The 15,863-nt window shown below is 63.0% G+C and carries 16 protein-coding genes; 7 read left to right on the forward strand and 9 right to left on the reverse strand.

Translation table 11 applies throughout. The features are described from left to right. Window positions 1-296: 296 nt before the first annotated feature. A complete protein-coding gene (locus XH90_RS13255; RefSeq protein ID WP_194481896.1) occupies window positions 297-2,000 on the reverse strand; it encodes a TolC family outer membrane protein in 1,704 nt (567 codons plus the stop codon). Window positions 2,001-2,694: 694 nt separating this feature from the next. Here XH90_RS13255 and XH90_RS13260 point away from each other — a divergent pair. Next, window positions 2,695-2,871: a hypothetical protein gene (locus XH90_RS13260; protein ID WP_194481897.1), complete on the forward strand. Its 177-nt coding sequence runs from the start codon at window positions 2,695-2,697 to the stop codon at window positions 2,869-2,871. A 1-nt stretch (window position 2,872) separates the two neighbouring features. On the opposite strand, the gene XH90_RS13265 is transcribed toward XH90_RS13260, so the two are convergent. From XH90_RS13265 to XH90_RS13275, 3 genes are all read right to left on the reverse strand, one after another. Next, on the reverse strand, window positions 2,873-3,094 hold the full coding sequence (locus tag XH90_RS13265; protein WP_246755801.1) for a hypothetical protein: 222 nt from the start codon (window positions 3,092-3,094) through the stop codon (window positions 2,873-2,875). Window positions 3,095-3,242: 148 nt separating this feature from the next. Beyond that, window positions 3,243-3,506 (reverse strand): hypothetical protein, encoded by a 264-nt coding sequence (locus tag XH90_RS13270; protein WP_194481899.1) that lies wholly within the window; start codon window positions 3,504-3,506, stop codon window positions 3,243-3,245. 29 nt (window positions 3,507-3,535) lie between these two features. Continuing rightward, entirely contained in the window at window positions 3,536-3,931 is a 396-nt protein-coding gene (locus tag XH90_RS13275; RefSeq protein ID WP_194481900.1) for a hypothetical protein, read from the reverse strand. 463 nt (window positions 3,932-4,394) lie between these two features. Between XH90_RS13275 and XH90_RS13280 the strand changes: the two genes are divergently transcribed. Next, window positions 4,395-5,216 carry a helix-turn-helix domain-containing protein gene (locus XH90_RS13280; protein WP_194481901.1) on the forward strand — a complete coding sequence of 274 codons (822 nt, stop codon included), beginning with the start codon at window positions 4,395-4,397 and terminating at the stop codon, window positions 5,214-5,216. Window positions 5,217-5,294: 78 nt separating this feature from the next. Beyond that, window positions 5,295-5,960 carry a DsbA family oxidoreductase gene (locus XH90_RS13285; RefSeq protein WP_194481902.1) on the forward strand — a complete coding sequence of 222 codons (666 nt, stop codon included), beginning with the start codon at window positions 5,295-5,297 and terminating at the stop codon, window positions 5,958-5,960. Between the two features lie 5 nt (window positions 5,961-5,965). Here XH90_RS13285 and XH90_RS13290 read toward each other — a convergent pair whose 3' ends face one another. The 5 genes from XH90_RS13290 to XH90_RS13310 form a co-directional block, all read right to left on the reverse strand. Continuing rightward, window positions 5,966-7,129: a GNAT family N-acetyltransferase gene (locus XH90_RS13290; RefSeq protein ID WP_194481903.1), complete on the reverse strand. Its 1,164-nt coding sequence runs from the start codon at window positions 7,127-7,129 to the stop codon at window positions 5,966-5,968. Between the two features lie 149 nt (window positions 7,130-7,278). After that, window positions 7,279-8,718 (reverse strand): cytochrome c oxidase accessory protein CcoG, encoded by a 1,440-nt coding sequence (gene ccoG, locus XH90_RS13295; RefSeq protein ID WP_194481904.1) that lies wholly within the window; start codon window positions 8,716-8,718, stop codon window positions 7,279-7,281. Between the two features lie 38 nt (window positions 8,719-8,756). Beyond that, a complete protein-coding gene (locus XH90_RS13300) occupies window positions 8,757-8,960 on the reverse strand; it encodes a DUF2892 domain-containing protein (RefSeq protein WP_194481905.1) in 204 nt (67 codons plus the stop codon). Between the two features lie 14 nt (window positions 8,961-8,974). Then, window positions 8,975-9,418, reverse strand: coding sequence for a thioredoxin TrxC (gene trxC, locus XH90_RS13305; RefSeq protein WP_194481906.1), 444 nt, complete (start codon window positions 9,416-9,418; stop codon window positions 8,975-8,977). Continuing rightward, complete coding sequence (locus tag XH90_RS13310; RefSeq protein WP_194481907.1) at window positions 9,415-10,701, reverse strand: NAD(P)/FAD-dependent oxidoreductase; 1,287 nt, start codon at window positions 10,699-10,701, stop codon at window positions 9,415-9,417. Before XH90_RS13310 ends, trxC begins: the two co-directional genes overlap by 4 nt. 116 nt (window positions 10,702-10,817) lie before the next feature. On the opposite strand from XH90_RS13310, the gene XH90_RS13315 reads away from it, so the two are divergent. From XH90_RS13315 to XH90_RS13330, 4 genes are all read left to right on the forward strand, one after another. Beyond that, a complete protein-coding gene (locus XH90_RS13315; RefSeq protein ID WP_194481908.1) occupies window positions 10,818-11,117 on the forward strand; it encodes a helix-turn-helix transcriptional regulator in 300 nt (99 codons plus the stop codon). Between the two features lie 169 nt (window positions 11,118-11,286). Next, complete coding sequence (locus XH90_RS13320) at window positions 11,287-12,246, forward strand: efflux RND transporter periplasmic adaptor subunit (RefSeq protein WP_194482678.1); 960 nt, start codon at window positions 11,287-11,289, stop codon at window positions 12,244-12,246. Beyond that, a complete protein-coding gene (locus XH90_RS13325) occupies window positions 12,243-15,467 on the forward strand; it encodes an efflux RND transporter permease subunit (protein ID WP_194481909.1) in 3,225 nt (1,074 codons plus the stop codon). Before XH90_RS13320 ends, XH90_RS13325 begins: the two co-directional genes overlap by 4 nt. A gap of 10 nt (window positions 15,468-15,477) precedes the next feature. Further along, window positions 15,478-15,834, forward strand: a complete 357-nt coding sequence (locus tag XH90_RS13330) for a carboxymuconolactone decarboxylase family protein (protein ID WP_194481910.1) — start codon at window positions 15,478-15,480, stop codon at window positions 15,832-15,834. Window positions 15,835-15,863 lie beyond the last annotated feature (29 nt).

The following is a 15,863-nucleotide window of genomic DNA, read 5'->3' on the forward strand; positions in this document are numbered from 1 at the left end:
TCCTGATGCCGTATGCTCCTCGCCGCTCTTGGTCGGCCGTGCATCCTGGACCAAAGACTTCTTTGCTCGATGGAACAACAAGCTGATACGCCTTAAATGAAAACGATGAAAGCAAGCTCGGTAAAGTCGCTGAAGGATACGATAAATCGCTAGTTAATTCATTTACTTATTTGAATGGTCGAGATTAAGGATTAACGGTCGCGGCTTTGCAAGGCTATCCGTACGTTATCGGGGCGAACCAAAACAAAAAGCCCGCACGGTCGTGCGGGCTTTTGCAAGTCGGTCGTTCGACTGGATTACTTCGAAGTTGGCGAAAATGCCGTCAGCAGCCAATGGGGCTTTTCGGTCGGAGCGTACGAGCTGCGCTGGCTGGTCGAACTTTCGAGGACGATCGGTCCGGCTGAGCTTTCCCGCTGCGCGAACCAGGCCGACACGCCTGGAACCTTGGCTGACGCCTCCGTCTTGGCAGGTTCGCCCGAGAACCGTGCACCGAAAGCCGACGTGGCGGGTTCACTCGCAGCGTAGGACAGGCGAACGGGCGCGGCGGTCGGCGCCGGGACCGCAACCCGCAGCGGCTCGGAACCGCTCTGGGGAAGTGTCCAGCGGAACGTCGGCGGCTTGTAGTCGGGAAGGCCGAACAGGTTCAGATCGGTCGGGGCTGCGTCGACGGGAGGAGCGGCCTTCAGATATTCGATCAAGGTCCCGGTCGCCGCGAGCAACTGGTAGTCGGCAAACACCACGACCGCGCGTGCCGACGTCAGCGAAACCTGGGCGTTGAAGAACTGATTCTGGGCGTTCAGAAGATCGATGAGGGAGCGTTGGCCGAGCTCATATTCCTTCTGGAAGGCGGCAATGGTCTTCCGATCCGCCTCCAGCTGGCCGGTCAATGCGGAAATGCGCGTCTGAGTCACGGTGCGGGCGTTCCAGGCCTTGTCGATCGACTCATAGGCATCCCGCTGCAAGCGGGCGTGCCGGGCGGTCGCCTCGGTAAACCGTTCAGCCTTTTCCGAGCGATTCCAGGCGTCCTGTCCGCCGCGGAAGATGTCCCAGGACATCACGACCTTGCCGCTATAATCCTCATGCGTGACGGCGGGCGAGCCGGCGGCTGCAACGTAAGGGAAGGAGTTGTCGTAGTGCGTTGCCCGACCTTCGAGATAGAACTTCGGGGAAAACAGGCCGTCCGTGGACTTGAAGGCGTGCTTGGCGGCATCGACGTCGGACTGGGCCGCGTTGATCGTGGAGTTGAACCGCAGCGTCACCGCGAGCGCTTCGTCGCGGGTGGCCGGAAGCCCCCGCAACGGGCCCGGGAAGCGCAAATTGTAGGGCTCTATGCCGACGACCTTGCGGTATTTCGCCCGCGCATCCTCGAGGCTGCGGCGAAATTCGGCCAAGGCGGCCCGAGCATTCTCAACGCGCTCCCTCGACTGCTCGAGATCACCTTCACCGGCCCGCCCGCCCGAAAAGCGGGAGTTCACGTTCGAGAAGATCTTGTCATGATTGGCGACGTTCTGCTCGGCGAGGCCGACCAGGCGCATGTAGCGCACGACGTCGACGTAAGCCTCGGCGGCATCGAGGGCGATCAGTTCGGTTCGTTCCTTGACACGCGCCGCGGCGGCGTTCACCCGCGCGTTTTGGCGCCATACCTCGTGGATGGAGGTGAAACCATCAAAAAGCAGCTGTCGGACGACGACCGACTCCTGGCTCCCGTTCCGCCATGGTCCGGATCCGGTCGTTGGAACCGCGATGCTTGGCGCTACGAAGCCAGGCGACTGGTCGAACTTTTCCGGACCGTAGCTCGCATCGATACGCACCTGCGGCAAGAGCGTGCTCTGGGTCTGGCGGAGCTCGCTCTCGGTTGCCCGGCGGTTCGCTGACGCCTCGCCCACCGCGGGGTTGGTCTGCATCGCCTGGCGCAAGGCATCGTTGATTGAGAACTGCTCGGCTTGCGCGGGGGCGGCCGCCAGGATGATCGTTGCGAAGGCTAAATGCGCCGGCTTCATGGACCCCACCATAAAAGACTTTTAACAAATATTATTGCTCGGGAAGAATTAGCAAAATGCTACGGCTCAACCTATGACATTTCAGTCACAGCTTGCAGCAATCGACCGGGCTTCAATTGGCGCGAACTGAACGCGCCGGCCCCGACCCCCTAATATGTTACCTCCTGCATGCCTTCCCAGCGGCTGCTGCAACGCACAATGTGCGCGTGTAAATTGCAGCCGACGGTTTGATCTTTCACACGAAATTGCGTTATTGCCGCGCGGCAACCTCTTCGGGTTGGCGGATCGCCCGGGGATAAAACCTACCGGGTGCGGGGCTGGCAACCCGCGAGGTTTTACCGCAGGCCTCGATGCTTTCCCGCGCTTCCCGAGTTGTGGATCCCATCCCTGGTGCTCGCCGCCTTCATAGAATCGCGGATCAGGCCGCGGCGAGGGCATTTGGCTTGGACCGGTGACAGCCCGGGCCGAGGCAGATTGAGCGGGAGGGCATCGGCGGCTCGACGATGCTTTCAGACCTAAATACCGTCTGAGTCCCAGTTCAGGGAATGTCCGTTTGGAGAGGCCGTCAGGTGAGGGGCGCCGCGCGACGCTCCAACTTCAAGCTTCGTTTAAGCTCTCGGTCCCATAGTTCAGCCATTTCAGCATTAGGATTGAAGCTATGGATTTGGATCTTCGAACCGAGCTCGAAAGCATCATGGAGGACATCCAGAAGCGCCAGCGGCACATTGAAGACCGGGTGTTTCTGATCGATGTTCTCGAACGCGAGGGCCACATCACGTTGGACGAGCAGGCCGCGCTCAAATTCGAGCGTCAACTGCTGGCCCTTCAAATCGAGCAGCAGACACGGCTGCTGTTGAAGGCGCGGATTTAGTTCAGCGCCAGTCGTTCTCCGGCAGCGTTCCAGGCGGCGGCTTCAGTTGCTCGAGCCCGTCGTCGATCGCGTGGATGTCTTCCTCGACCTGCTCGATGGCGCGGGTCGGATCAATGCCGGACACCGTCCGTAGCTGCTCGAGCAACCGACGCCGGTGCTCTCGCAACTCTTCCAGCGCCCGGCGGTTCTTCAACTCAACATGAGAAGCGACGATCAATTCCATGGAGGAGGACAAGGCAAATACCTATCGATGAAAGTTTACATTTCAAAACGTTTATGCCGATCGCATGAATTTGCAGTATCACAGTACGACAACCTGCATGTCCCGGAGCGGAGAGCGTTCAATCGCGTCACAGGCATCTGCCAAGCAGCTAGTTCAGAGTCGGCTTGCCCAACACCAGTTCCGCTTCCGCGGACACGATGGCGATGTGTGCCGTCCTGTGCCTTGCGGCGAGTTCGAGAGCGATCGGTTGATCCCGATTCCATCCAGACTCGCCGCGCGCACGCCGCTCCCGATAATCGATCAGCCAGCTGGTTTCCTCGAAGGTGAGGCCGACGAACACTTCACGCCTTTCGGAATCTGTCGCTATTTCGCTGAGATAGGTAACGTGTGTACGCAGCTTCTCGGGCGTCATGGCTGTTTCCCCTGGCGAATTGCGGGCGATCAGCGCGGTCTTCGCATGGGGATGACCTGCCCCGAGCCCATCGGTGTCGGCGTCGGGGGGGACGTCGAGTCGGTCTTTCTTCTCGGCTTTAGCTTGGTCCAGCGAAGCGTCGGCGGGTAGCCGTAGAGCAAGTTGAGCCAGGATTCAGACATGGTTGCACTGGCGAAGGGCAACTCGGGTATGTCCCAATTTGCGTCATTCTCCGGACCGGGGGTCATGGGCACGGCGACCGCCGACCCCGGCCACATGAGACCTCCCGCGGGCAACTTGACGTATTCACAGCGATCTCCCTCCGTCCAATCATTCACCGAATTGGCAAGTTGTTCGGGTTGATCGACGAAGAAGAATCCGACGATTTGGCGACTATCAATCAAGCGGACAAGATAAGCGGGCATGGCAAAATCCGAAAATTGAATGTTGCCAAATTTTCCCGGTCTTGCCAAGGCCTCAGGGACGCCCGCGAGGGCACATTCCTCGCATCCTGCCCGAGAACGCTATCGGAAATTTGCAGATTATTCGCCGCGCGGGGATCGCTCCCCTCAAATCCCGGGAGCGGGACGCTTCCTGTTTTTCCCGCGGGCTCAACCAAATGACCGGTGTTTTCCGCGCTGCGGTATTGCGATTCACCAAAAAGACGGTTTTGGTTTGACCGCCGTCAGCGAAACCGCAGACTGGGAGAACCGGGAATTTGCATCACCCCTTCCCGGGGCTGGAGCAGCGCCGTCCGCCGACGCATTTCAAGGCGGACGGCGTTGTTGGAAAGGCCCTATGGGCAAGAGACATTCGAACAATACGTGCCAATACCCATTACCTCTGGGGTAATGGATGGGGTGAAATGCGCATGGTAGGTTTTTGGCCATGAACGCATATGCATCCACCGCGCAAGCCGAACGTAGCCAACCTGTCCGTGTCGGCGACCATTTGCGCGAATGGCGTCAGCGCCGCCGCATGAGCCAGCTCGATCTTGCGGGCGAGGCGGAGATTTCGGCGCGACATTTGAGCTTCGTCGAGACCGGGCGCGCTGCGCCCTCGCGTGAGATGGTACTTCGGCTCGCCGAGCGCCTCGACGTGCCGTTGCGCGAACGCAACGTGCTGCTGGTTGCGGCCGGCTACGCGCCGGCCTTTCCGCAGCGCCCGTTGGAGGATCCCGCCTTGAAGTCAGCCCGTCAGGCGATCGACCTCGTCCTTAGGGCTCACGAGCCCAATCCGGCGCTGGCCTATGACCGGCACTGGAACCTGGTCTCTGCCAACCGCATGGTGGCGCCGCTGCTTGCCGGCGTCCCGGAGCGTCTGCTCGGCCAGCCCTTCAATGTGTTGCGGCTCGCGTTTCACCCCGACGGGCTGGCGCCGCGCACGGTCAATCTCGCGGAGTGGTGCGCGCATCTGCTCGAGCGGTTGCACCGGCAATGCGAGGCGACGGCCGACCCCGAATTGATCAAGCTCTACCACGACCTCAGAAGCTATCCGATCCCGGCGCGTGCGGGGCCTCTATCGAGCGACAACGTCGCCATCCCCTTCAAGCTGCGCCAGAACGGGGAGGTGCTCAGTTTCTTCTCCACCACCATGGTGTTCGGCACGCCCGTCGACATCACTCTCTCCGAGCTGGCGCTAGAGACGTTCTTTCCAGCCGACGAGCGCACCGCGGAGCGGCTCAGGCAAATGGCCGCAGCCATGACGTAGCACCCTTCTCGCACCCTTGCCTCGTCGCGGGTTCGGCTTATCTTGGGGCAAACCCGCTTCGCCCGAAGGAGGCGCTCCATGAGCACCCTCAAACCGCTCCAGATCGATGTCGTCTCCGACGTGGTGTGCCCCTGGTGCTACATCGGCAAGCACCGGATCGAGAGTGCGCTGGCGCTCGTGCCCGACGTGCCTGTGAAGCTGAATTTCCGTCCCTTTTTCCTCAATCCCTGGGTGCCGCGCGAGGGCATCAGCCGCGAGGACTACCTCACCACCAAGTTCGGCTCGGTCGAGGCCTATAAGGGCATTGCCGGCCGAGTTGTCGCCGCAGCTGGCGAAGAGGGCCTCGTCTACAAGCCCGAGCTGGTCGCGCGCCAGCCCAACACGACGGACTGCCACCGCCTGATCCTGTGGGCCGAGGCGATCGGCAAGGCGCCGGAGATGAAGCAGCGCCTGATGGAACTGTATTTCCGCGACGGCGGCGATCTCACAGATGTGAACGTGCTGGTGCGGGCGGCCGCCGATGTCGGCCTCGATGCCGATGATGTGCGCAGGCGCCTCGCCACCGACGAGGACGTCGCGCGCGTTTCGGCGGATGCACAGGAAGCCGCGGAGAAAGGCATCTCCGGCGTACCGACCTACGTGTTCGCGCAGAAATACGCCGTTTCCGGCGCGCAGGATCCGAACCTGCTCGCCCGAGCCATCCGCCAGGTCTCGGCTGAGATCAACGCGCAGGCGGCGGAGTAGCGCGCCTATCTGCGGAGGAGACGGATCGCGCGCCGCGCTGTTTCGCGCGCATGGCCGCGCGCGATCAGCGCCGCGTGAATCATCGCCACCATTGGATCGTGCCGCCGAAGCGGGATCAGCACGTCTCCGATCGCAAAACGGCCGCGCCAGATCGGATTGATCATCGGATGATCAGCGCTCGCGGTGGAATCCGCGCTGGCGATGGTGGGATCGGCGCAGAGATGACGCGTCAGATCGAGCGTGAGCTGCACGCCCGGCGAATGTTTCGCGAAGCGTTCGTCGATGCCGAGCTTGAAGAAGAAGGCGCGGTCCTGGTGGCGCAGCACGATGCCGGCAGCAACTGGCGTCGCGCCGGCGCGCAAGCTGACGATTTCGCATTGCGCGGTCTCGGCGAGCGCCGGGACGGCGCGGCGGATGAAAGTCGCATCGCCGGCGTCCTGAACAAGCGCGGTACCGCGCTTGCCCTTCCAGCCGCTGGCTTCGAGTTGCAGGAACGTTTCGAGTGCAGGCTCGATCTCGTCCGCCTTGCGCGCAACGTCGAAGCTGATCGCACCATGCTCCGCCAGACGATGGCGCTGCCGGCGCAGTTCCTTGAGCTTCTTCGCGCCGAGAGCCTCGTGCAGCAATCCGTCGCCATCCTGTGCCGCGTCGAGGCTGGCACGGACGTACGAGCCGAGCACGCGCGGCTTCAGGCCGGCCTGGCCGAGCGCTTGCCCGAGCGACGCCATTGCCGCGCCATCGAGCGCAACGTCGCGCAGGACCAGCGCATGTGCACCCGCCTCGCGTGCGCGTTGCAGCAAGCGCGTTGCCGCCTCGACCGAAGCGTCGCGGTCGATCAGCGGGCTGCAGAGCGTGCCATAGGGATGTGCGCTCACCAGCGCGGGCAGGGGGATCTTCCAGGCCTTCCAAAGGGAGACCACCGGCATCAAGCCGATCAGCCGCGTCGAGGAGGTGCTGCAAACGGACAGGGCCGAGGCGCCGATACGGTCGCGCGCGGTTGCGCTGACGGCCAGCTCCCATGCAGGCAGATAATAGCCGTTCGGCTCGATCGCCCGCCGCGCGAGCGCGCGCCATCGCCCGGGCTCGATAGCCGTGAGCGGGACGAGCGCAGGCGTTGCATCCTTGGCCGATGCCGGATTGATCGCAGCCTGGTGCGCGATGTCGACCACGTCCCGTCGTCCCCGTTCACGCCGGCCGAGAGCCGACGTTGTCAGGTCGATGCTTACCGCAAAGATTGGAAAATCCCGTTGGGACCACGCTTCAATTCAAGCGGTATTGTTAACGTCTCATTGAGGACGAGGCCGGTCCTCCGGCGCTGTCACTGGTCTGCCGGGACGAAGTGATCGCGGGCACTAGCGTGTCCGCCGCCGGTCGTGTCGATGATCGCGATGTCGATATCACGCGATGCCTGCGGCAGATGGGCAGGATCGACCTGCACCGACAGGCGAACCTCGCGGGTCTGGTCCTGCCCGACCTCGACGACCGGTGTGCCGTCGGAGGCCGCCTCGACGCCGGCAACGCGGATGGTCGCGCCCGGAAGGCCGGAGACCTGGAGCGCGAACGATCGCGCTGCGCCCTTGTTGAGGATGCGCACGGTGTAGTCGTTGCGCACGCCGCCGTCGGAGAGCTGAACGAACAGCGGATTGCGCTCGTGCAGCACGTTGACGTCCATGGTCGCGCGCGTGGCAAGCGCATAGAGCATGATGCTCCCGACGACGGCAATAGCTGCGGCATAGATCAGCGTGCGCGCACGGATCAGGCGATAGACCGGCGCCTTGCCGTCGCGGCGGCGCTGCATGTTGATGTCGGTGTCGTAGCCGATCAGGCCGGCGGGCCGACCGATCTCGCGCATGACGTTGTCGCAGGCGTCGATGCACAGGCCGCACTGGATGCAGCCAAGCTGGATGCCGTGACGAATGTCGACGCCGGTCGGGCAGACATTGATGCACTGATGGCAGTCGACACAGTCACCGGCGGGATCGCCATGGGCGCGAGCGGCTTCCGCCTTCTTCACCGACATGCGCGGCTCGCCGCGGTCGCGGCGATAGGTGACGTTGAGGGCCCACTCGTCGGTCAGCGCCGCCTGGATGCGTGGCCACGGGCACATGTAGATGCAGACCTGTTCGCGGGCGTGGCCGGCGAACAGGTAGGTCGTGGCGGTCAGGATGCCGATCCAGAGATAGGCGACGACGGGAGCCTGGAAGGTCGCGAGATCCTTCACCAGCGTCGGTGCGTCGGCAAAATAGAGAACCCACGCTCCGCCGGTCCACCAGGCGATCATGATCCAGAGAAAGTGCTTCAGCGCGACCTTCCGGATGTGATCGAACGTCCAATAGCGCTTGTCGCCCTGCATGCGTTCGCGCCGGTCGCCCTCGACCCAGCGCTCCACCGCGTAGAACAAGTCCGTCCACACCGTCTGCGGACACATGTAGCCGCACCAGAGTCGGCCGGCGACCGCGTTCATCAGGAACAGGGTCATCGCCGCGATGATGAGCAAGCCCGTGAAATAATAGACCTCCTGCGGCCACAACTCGATGAAGAAGAAATAGAACCGGCGATGCGGCAGGTCGATCAGCACGGCCTGGTCGGGCAGGCCGGCCCCGCGATTCCAGCGCACGAACGGCAACAGATAGTAGGTTCCGAGCGTAATGCAGAGGATCGCCCATTTGATGCGGCGGAATGGGCCGTGTACCGACTGTGGATAGACCTTCCTTCGCTTCTCGTAGAGAGGCCCCTCGATGAAGGTGTCGTCGGTCATGGCAAATTCCCCCGCATCACAGGCTGCATCGGCGCGTCTTACGAGAAAGCGCAACCGCCGCGCAGGCCGAGCTTCTTGAAGACCATCGCGGCCGGGCAGAAGCCGGTGAACGAGGCCTGAACCATGTTGAGACCGGCGAAGGCGGTCAGCAGGTACCAGTACGCATTCACGTAGGTTCCCAGTGCGAGTCCGAGCAGGACGACGCATCCTGCGAAGGCAAGAACGGCTTTATCGACATTCATGGCATGCTCCTTTTTTACGAACGGGTCAGATTGGCTTCAGTCCACGCGACGATGCCGCGTGCGTCCATCGCTCCGGAATGGCGGGCGATCTCGCGGCCACCACGCATCAGCAGCAACGTCGGAATGCCACTGATGTTGAGCCGCGACGACAGCGCCGGCGCGCTGTCCGAATTCAGCTTCAGTAGCCGGACAGCGGGCTCGAGCTGTTGCGCTGCGCGCTCGAACATCGGCGCCATGGCGCGGCACGGTCCGCACCACGGCGCCCATACGTCGACCAACACGGGAATGTCGCTGCCTGCGACATGGCGGCCAAAGGCCTCTTCATTCACCTCGATCGGGTGACCGGTGAAGATCGGCTGATGACAGGCGCCGCAACGTGCTCCTTCCGGCGCGCGCTCGTCAGGCAGGCGGTTGATGCGGCCGCAATGTCCACAGACGACCTGGCGTGTCGTGCTCATGTGCCTGTTCGAACCTCCTTGATCTTGGCGATGTTCAGCCTGTCGAGCAGGAAGCGCTCGTAGAACGGCTCGCTCTCGCCGCGCCGCATCTTGCGGAGGAAGTATTTCTCGAAGGCGACCTTGGCGTAGTGCACCCACTCGCCCTTTGACGACCAATTGACGTTGCGCGGCGGAATTTGCGGCTGCGCGAGGAAGGCGACGCCGGAATCGCCGAAGTCGGCGAGGCAGATCGCATTCCAGGTGGGTTGCGCGGTCGGCGGCTTGCCGCGGAGCAGGGCGCCGATGTTCATCGCTGTCGCCGTCACCATGGACTCGATCATGAAACCAGTCTTGGGGACGCCGACCGGCACCGGCGTCGCGCCGACGGGGGCAATCGCGACGCAGACGCCGACCGCGAAAATATTGGTAAAGGTCGGGTTCTGCTGATGCTTGTCGACGATGACGAAGCCGCGCGGGTTGGTCAGCTTTTCGATGCCGCGAACCGCCTCGACGCCGCGAAAGGCCGGCAGCATCATCGAATAGGCGAAAGGCAGATCGTGCGCTTTGTGCGTTGTGCCGTTGTCTGCCAGCTCCTCCACCGACATCGTGCCGGGACCGACGCTGTCGATGCGGGCGTTCGTGATCCACTTGATGTGCTTCTCGCGCATCTCGCTTTCGAGAAGACCTTTGGTGTCGCCGACGCCGTCGAGACCGAGATGGCCGATGTAGGGCTCCGAGGTGACGAACGTCATCGGAACCCGGTCCCGCAGCTTTCGCCGGCGCAGCTCGGTTTCGAGGATGAACAGGAATTCGTAGGCCGGCCCGAAACAAGATGCCCCCTGGACCGCGCCGATTACGACAGGGCCGGGGTTGGCGGCGAGGATTTCGAACGCTTCCTTAGCACGCGCCGCATGATCGACATGGCAGATGGATTGCGTGTAGCCCTGAGGTCCGAGCCCCGGGATCTCGTCGAAGGCGAGTTCGGGGCCGGTTGCGACGACCAGATAGTCGTAGTCGATGGACGTTCCGTCGCCGAGCTCGATTCGGTTTTCCGCGGGGTGGACGCGCTTGGCGCCTTGCGTCAGCAGACGGATGCCCTTGCGCTTCATGATCTCCGCGAGATCGATCTCGATCTCGTCGCGCTTGCGCCAGCCGATCGCAACCCAGGGGTTCGACGGCACGAAATGATAGGCCGCGCCCTGTGCGACCAGGGTCAGGCGATCACCGCTTTTCAGTTGGGGCAGTAATTCATAGGCCATCAATGTTCCGCTCAGGCCGGCTCCGACTACGACAACTTCCGCCATGGATTCCTCCGTTGGGTTCAGGCTGCTCCACCGGTTGAAATCCGGCTGTCGTGCAGTGCTTGACTATATATTCGTAACATCGTATATACGCAAGTATGAAAATAGATAGCGAGATCATGGAGCGTGCCGCCGACCAGGCGAGCGACTTGCTGAAGGCACTCTCCAACCGTCACCGTCTTCTGATCATCTGCCAACTGATCGACGGCGAACGATCGGTCGGCGAGCTGGCAGAGTTTCTGAACTTGCGGGACTCCACGGTCTCCCAGCATCTTGCGCTCCTTCGCAAGGATGGCCTGGTGTCCTCGAGGCGGGATGCGCAGACAATCTTCTATTCGATCGCCAGCGAGCCGGCGCGCGAGATCCTGAAGACGCTCTACCAAGTGTTCTGCGCACCGAAGTCCGCAAGGACGAGGTGAAATCTACAGAACGGCGGACGGGCGCGCCTTGCGCGAGATCAACACGCCAACCTTCAATGTCGATGAAATGAGAGGGCGCCGCGAGGCGGCGCGAGCAACTCCGATGACGACAGGGATCAGTCCCGTGCAATATTCGGCGCGATGTCTTGGGCTTCTGGTTGCGTTGGCGATGATCGGCGCACCGGTCAGATGCGCTGTGGCCGCAGAAGCGCTTACCGTGACGCAGCAACCGGTCACCGACGAGAAGGCGGTGTTTGCCACCGTCGAGAGCATCAGTGTGGTCCCCGCGCGCGGCCGCATCGGCGGAACCGTTGCGCAGCTCAAGGTGAGGGAAGGCGACCGTGTTGCGGCCGGACAGGCCATTGCGACCATTGGCGACGAAAAGCTCGTCCTCCAGATGAAATCGCTCGATGCGCAGATCGAGGCGCTCCAGGCGCAGGCGAACCAGGCGCAACTTGACTTCACCCGGACGGAGGGGTTGGTCGAGCGCGGCATCCTGCCGCGCGTCAAGCTCGACGAGCAGCGCACGGCGCTCAACGTCGCCGACAATGGCCTGCGCGCAAAGACCGCAGAACGTGCCGTCATCAACGAACAGCTCAACCAGGGCCAGGTGCTCGCGCCGGCGGATGGACGCGTGCTGAAGCGGTTGATCACCGTGGGGTCGGTCGTGCTCGCCGGCGATCCGATCGTGACCGTGGCCCAGCAGAACTTCAAGCTGCGGCTGCGCGTGCCGGAGCGACACGCGCGCTTCCTGAAGGCCGGCGACAAGGTGCGGGTCGACGGTGCCGAGCTCGCTGGCGAGGCCTCGAAATGGGGCGTGATCGACCTCGTTTATCCGCAGATCGAGGAGGGGCGCGTCATCGCGGACGCGACCGTCGAGGGGCTGGGCGAATATTTCGTCGGCGACCGCCTGCGGGTCTGGATTTCCGGAGGCACGCGGCCGGCTTTCATCGTTCCCTCGAGTTATGTGACGACCCGGTTCGGCATCGACTACGTTCGGCTGCGGAAAGGTGACGCCACCATCGACGTGCCGGTACAGCGCGGCCGCGACATGCCGACGCCGGCGCTTCCCGATGGGCTCGAAATTCTGTCCGGCATTCAGGCCGGCGACCAGTTGGTGCAGCCGTGAATCTCGGACTTTCAGGACGGTTGACCAGGTCGACGATCGCATCGCCGCTGACGCCCTTGTTTCTGCTCGCCTCACTCGTCGTGGGGCTGATCGCCGTCGTGGTGATCCCGCGCGAGGAGGAACCGCAGATCAGCGTTCCCATGGTGGATATCCGCATCAACGCCGACGGCTTGCGTGGACCGGATGCAGTGGAACTGGTGACAAAACCGCTGGAATCGATCGTCAAGGGCATCGATGGCGTCGAGCACGTCTACAGCCAGACCGAGGACGACCGCGTGATGGTCACAGCGCGCTTCCTGGTCGGCACCAAGTTCGAGGACGCCATCCTGCGGGTGCACGAGAAGATCCGTGCCAATCTCGATCGGATTCCCGTCGGCATTTCCGAACCGCTGATCGTCGGCAGGGGCATCAATGACGTCGCCGTGACGGTACTGACGCTGTCTCCCAAGCCGGAAGCGGCCAGTCGCTGGACCGAGAAGGATCTCTATGAGCTCGCCGACAAGCTGCGCGCGGAGCTGATGAAGGTCGACGATATCGGTTTGACCTACATCTCCGGCGGCGCGGCGCAACAGATCCGGGTCGAACCCGATCCCGAGAAGCTGTCGCTGTTCGGCATCACGCTGCAGCAGCTCGTGGCCAAGGTGAAGGACGCCAACCGCTCTTTCCTGGCGGGGCAGGTCAGAGATGTCGGCCTGGTGCGGAGCGTCGCGGCCGGCCAGACACTGTCCGGCGTCCCCGACATTGGATTGCTGCTCATCACGACCCGCGACGGCCGGCCGGTCTACGTCAAGGACGTTGCCTCCGTTGTCGTCGGTCCGAGCACCATCGAGCATCGCGTCTGGACGGATACGCGCGGGGCCGGCGGGCAGTGGGCGCGGACGCCTGCGGTCAGTCTGGCGCTGGCCAAGCGCGCCGGTGCCAATGCGGTCGTCGTGTCCGAAAACATCGCCAAGCGCCTCGACGGACTAAAGTCTCGCCTGATCCCCGACGACGTCCAGGTGACGGTGACGCGCGACTATGGCGAGACGGCGAACGAGAAGGCCAATGAGCTGTTGTTCCATCTGGGGCTCGCGACGCTCTCGATCGTCTTTCTGATCGCGGTCGCGATCGGCTGGCGCGAGGCTCTGGTGACCTTCGTCGTCATTCCCACGACGATCCTGCTCACGATGTTCGCCGCCAACCTGATGGGCTACACCATCAACCGCGTCAGCCTGTTCGCGCTGATTTTTTCGATCGGCATTCTCGTCGACGACGCCATCGTCGTGGTCGAGAACATCGCGCGGCATTGGGGCATGCGAGACGGCCGGCCGCGTTTGCAGGCGACCATCGAGGCGGTGGCGGAAGTCGGCAACCCAACCATCGTCGCCACGTTGACGGTGGTCGCCGCGCTCTTGCCGATGCTGTTCGTGTCAGGTCTGATGGGCCCCTACATGGCGCCGATCCCGGCCAATGCGTCGGCAGCCATGCTATTCTCGTTCTTCGTCGCGATGGTGGTGGCTCCGTGGCTGATGCTCAAGCTCGCGCCGAAAGGCGAGGTTGCGCCGGCCCATGCGGCGCACGATGAGGGCCGGCTTGGCCGGATCTATCGACGCTTCGCCACGCCAATCGTGCGGAGCAAGCGATCGGCCTGGATATTCCTGCTCGGTGTCGGGATTGCGACACTGTTGTCGATGACCCTGTTCGCGACGAAGTCCGTGACGGTCAAGCTTCTGCCGTTCGACAACAAATCCGAGATCGCGGTGGTTGTCGACCTGCCGGAAGGGGCGAGCCTGGAGGCGACCGAGCGCACGCTGTTCGGCGCGGCCGAGATCGCGCGGCAACTGCCGGAGGTCACCTCGCTGCAATCCTACGCCGGAACGCCGGCTCCCTTCAATTTCAACGGTCTGGTAAGGCACTACTATTTGCGGGAGAGGCCCGAGCTCGGCGAAGTGCAGGTCAACCTGACTGCGCGCGGTGAGCGCAAGCGCCCTAGCCACGAGATCGCACTCGATTTGCGCGAGAAGCTGAAGGCGCTCGATCCGCCCAAAGGCACCAGCATCAAGGTGGTCGAAGTGCCGCCCGGACCGCCGGTGCTTTCGACGCTGCTTGCGGAGGTCTACGGTCCCGATGCCGCCACGCGCCGTGCGGTCACTGGCGAGCTCAAGAAGATCTTCGCGGAGGTGCCCTTCATCGTCGACATCGACGATTCCATCGGCGAAAAGCGGCCGCGGCTGCGACTTTCGATCGACCAGGACCGGCTCGAATTCTTCGGCGTCGAGCAGCGCGACGTATACGACACCATCCAGGCGCTGTTCGGCGGCATCTCGATCGGCTACTCGCATCGTGGCGAGGATCGCAACCCGATCGAGATCGCCGTGCATCTCGGAAAGCGCAACCTGGTCTGGGACGAGGCGCTGGCCTCGACGCCCGTGCCGGCCAACACGTTGCCCGGCAGCAAGACGGTGGTCGAACTCGGACAGGTCGTGAAGGCGACCGTGGAAGAAGGCTCTCCGACGATCTTCCGCCGTGACGGCCGGTTCACCGATATGGTGATGGCCGAGCTTGCCGGGCGCTTTGAGGCGCCACTCTACGGCATGCTCGCGATCGCCGATCGGGTGGACGCCCATGACTGGGGCAAGTTGCCGAAACCCGCGATCAGCCTGCACGGCCAGCCGTCGGACGAGTCGCATCCCACGCTGCTGTGGGACGGCGAATGGGAAATCACCTGGGTGACCTTCCGCGACATGGGGGCAGCGTTCGGCGCAGCGATCCTCGGCATCTATGTGCTGGTCGTCGCGCAATTCAGGAGCTTTCGTCTTCCACTGGTGATCCTGACGCCGATCCCGCTGACGCTGATCGGCATCCTGATCGGGCACTGGCTGCTGGGCGCGCCTTTTACCGCAACCTCGATGATCGGTTTCATCGCGCTGGCCGGCATCATCGTGCGCAACTCGATCCTGCTGGTCGACTTCATCAGGCACAGCGGTGGAGACGGCAAGTCGCTGCGCGAGGTGGTGCTGGAGGCTGGCGCGGTCCGCTTCAAGCCGATCCTGCTCACTGCGCTTGCGGCCATGATCGGCGCCGCGACGATCCTGCTGGATCCGATCTTTCAGGGATTGGCGATCTCGCTCCTGTTCGGACTTGCATCGTCAACATTGCTCACCGTTCTGGTGATTCCAGCCATCTATGTCGCCCTGCGCGCGCCGCGCGAGGCGATTCCGAACACAGCCAATCTCAGCTAGCGAGGCTCCGATGGACAAGAACTACGTCGACATTACCAAAAGCATCTCAGCCAACCTGAGGAAGCTGCGCAACGACATTCCTGACACGATGAAGGGATTTTCCGCACTTGCTCAGGCCGCCACGCGCGACGGTGCGCTCGACAAGAAGACCAAGGAACTGATTGCGCTCGCGCTCGGCGTCGCCGCGCATTGCGACGGCTGTATCGGCTTTCACGCCGAAGCGCTCGTCAAGCTCGCTGCGACGCGCGAAGAGGTCGAGGAAGCTCTTGGCATGGCGGTCTACATGGGTGGCGGCCCATCGCTGATGTATGCGGCAGATGCGATCGCGGCCTACGAGCAGTTCCAGCAGAACATGGTCGCCGCCTGACGCCGCGCAGTCGTGATCGATGCGAAATC

It is taken from the genome of Bradyrhizobium sp. CCBAU 53338, from assembly GCF_015291665.1.
In the GTDB taxonomy this organism is placed as follows: domain Bacteria; phylum Pseudomonadota; class Alphaproteobacteria; order Rhizobiales; family Xanthobacteraceae; genus Bradyrhizobium.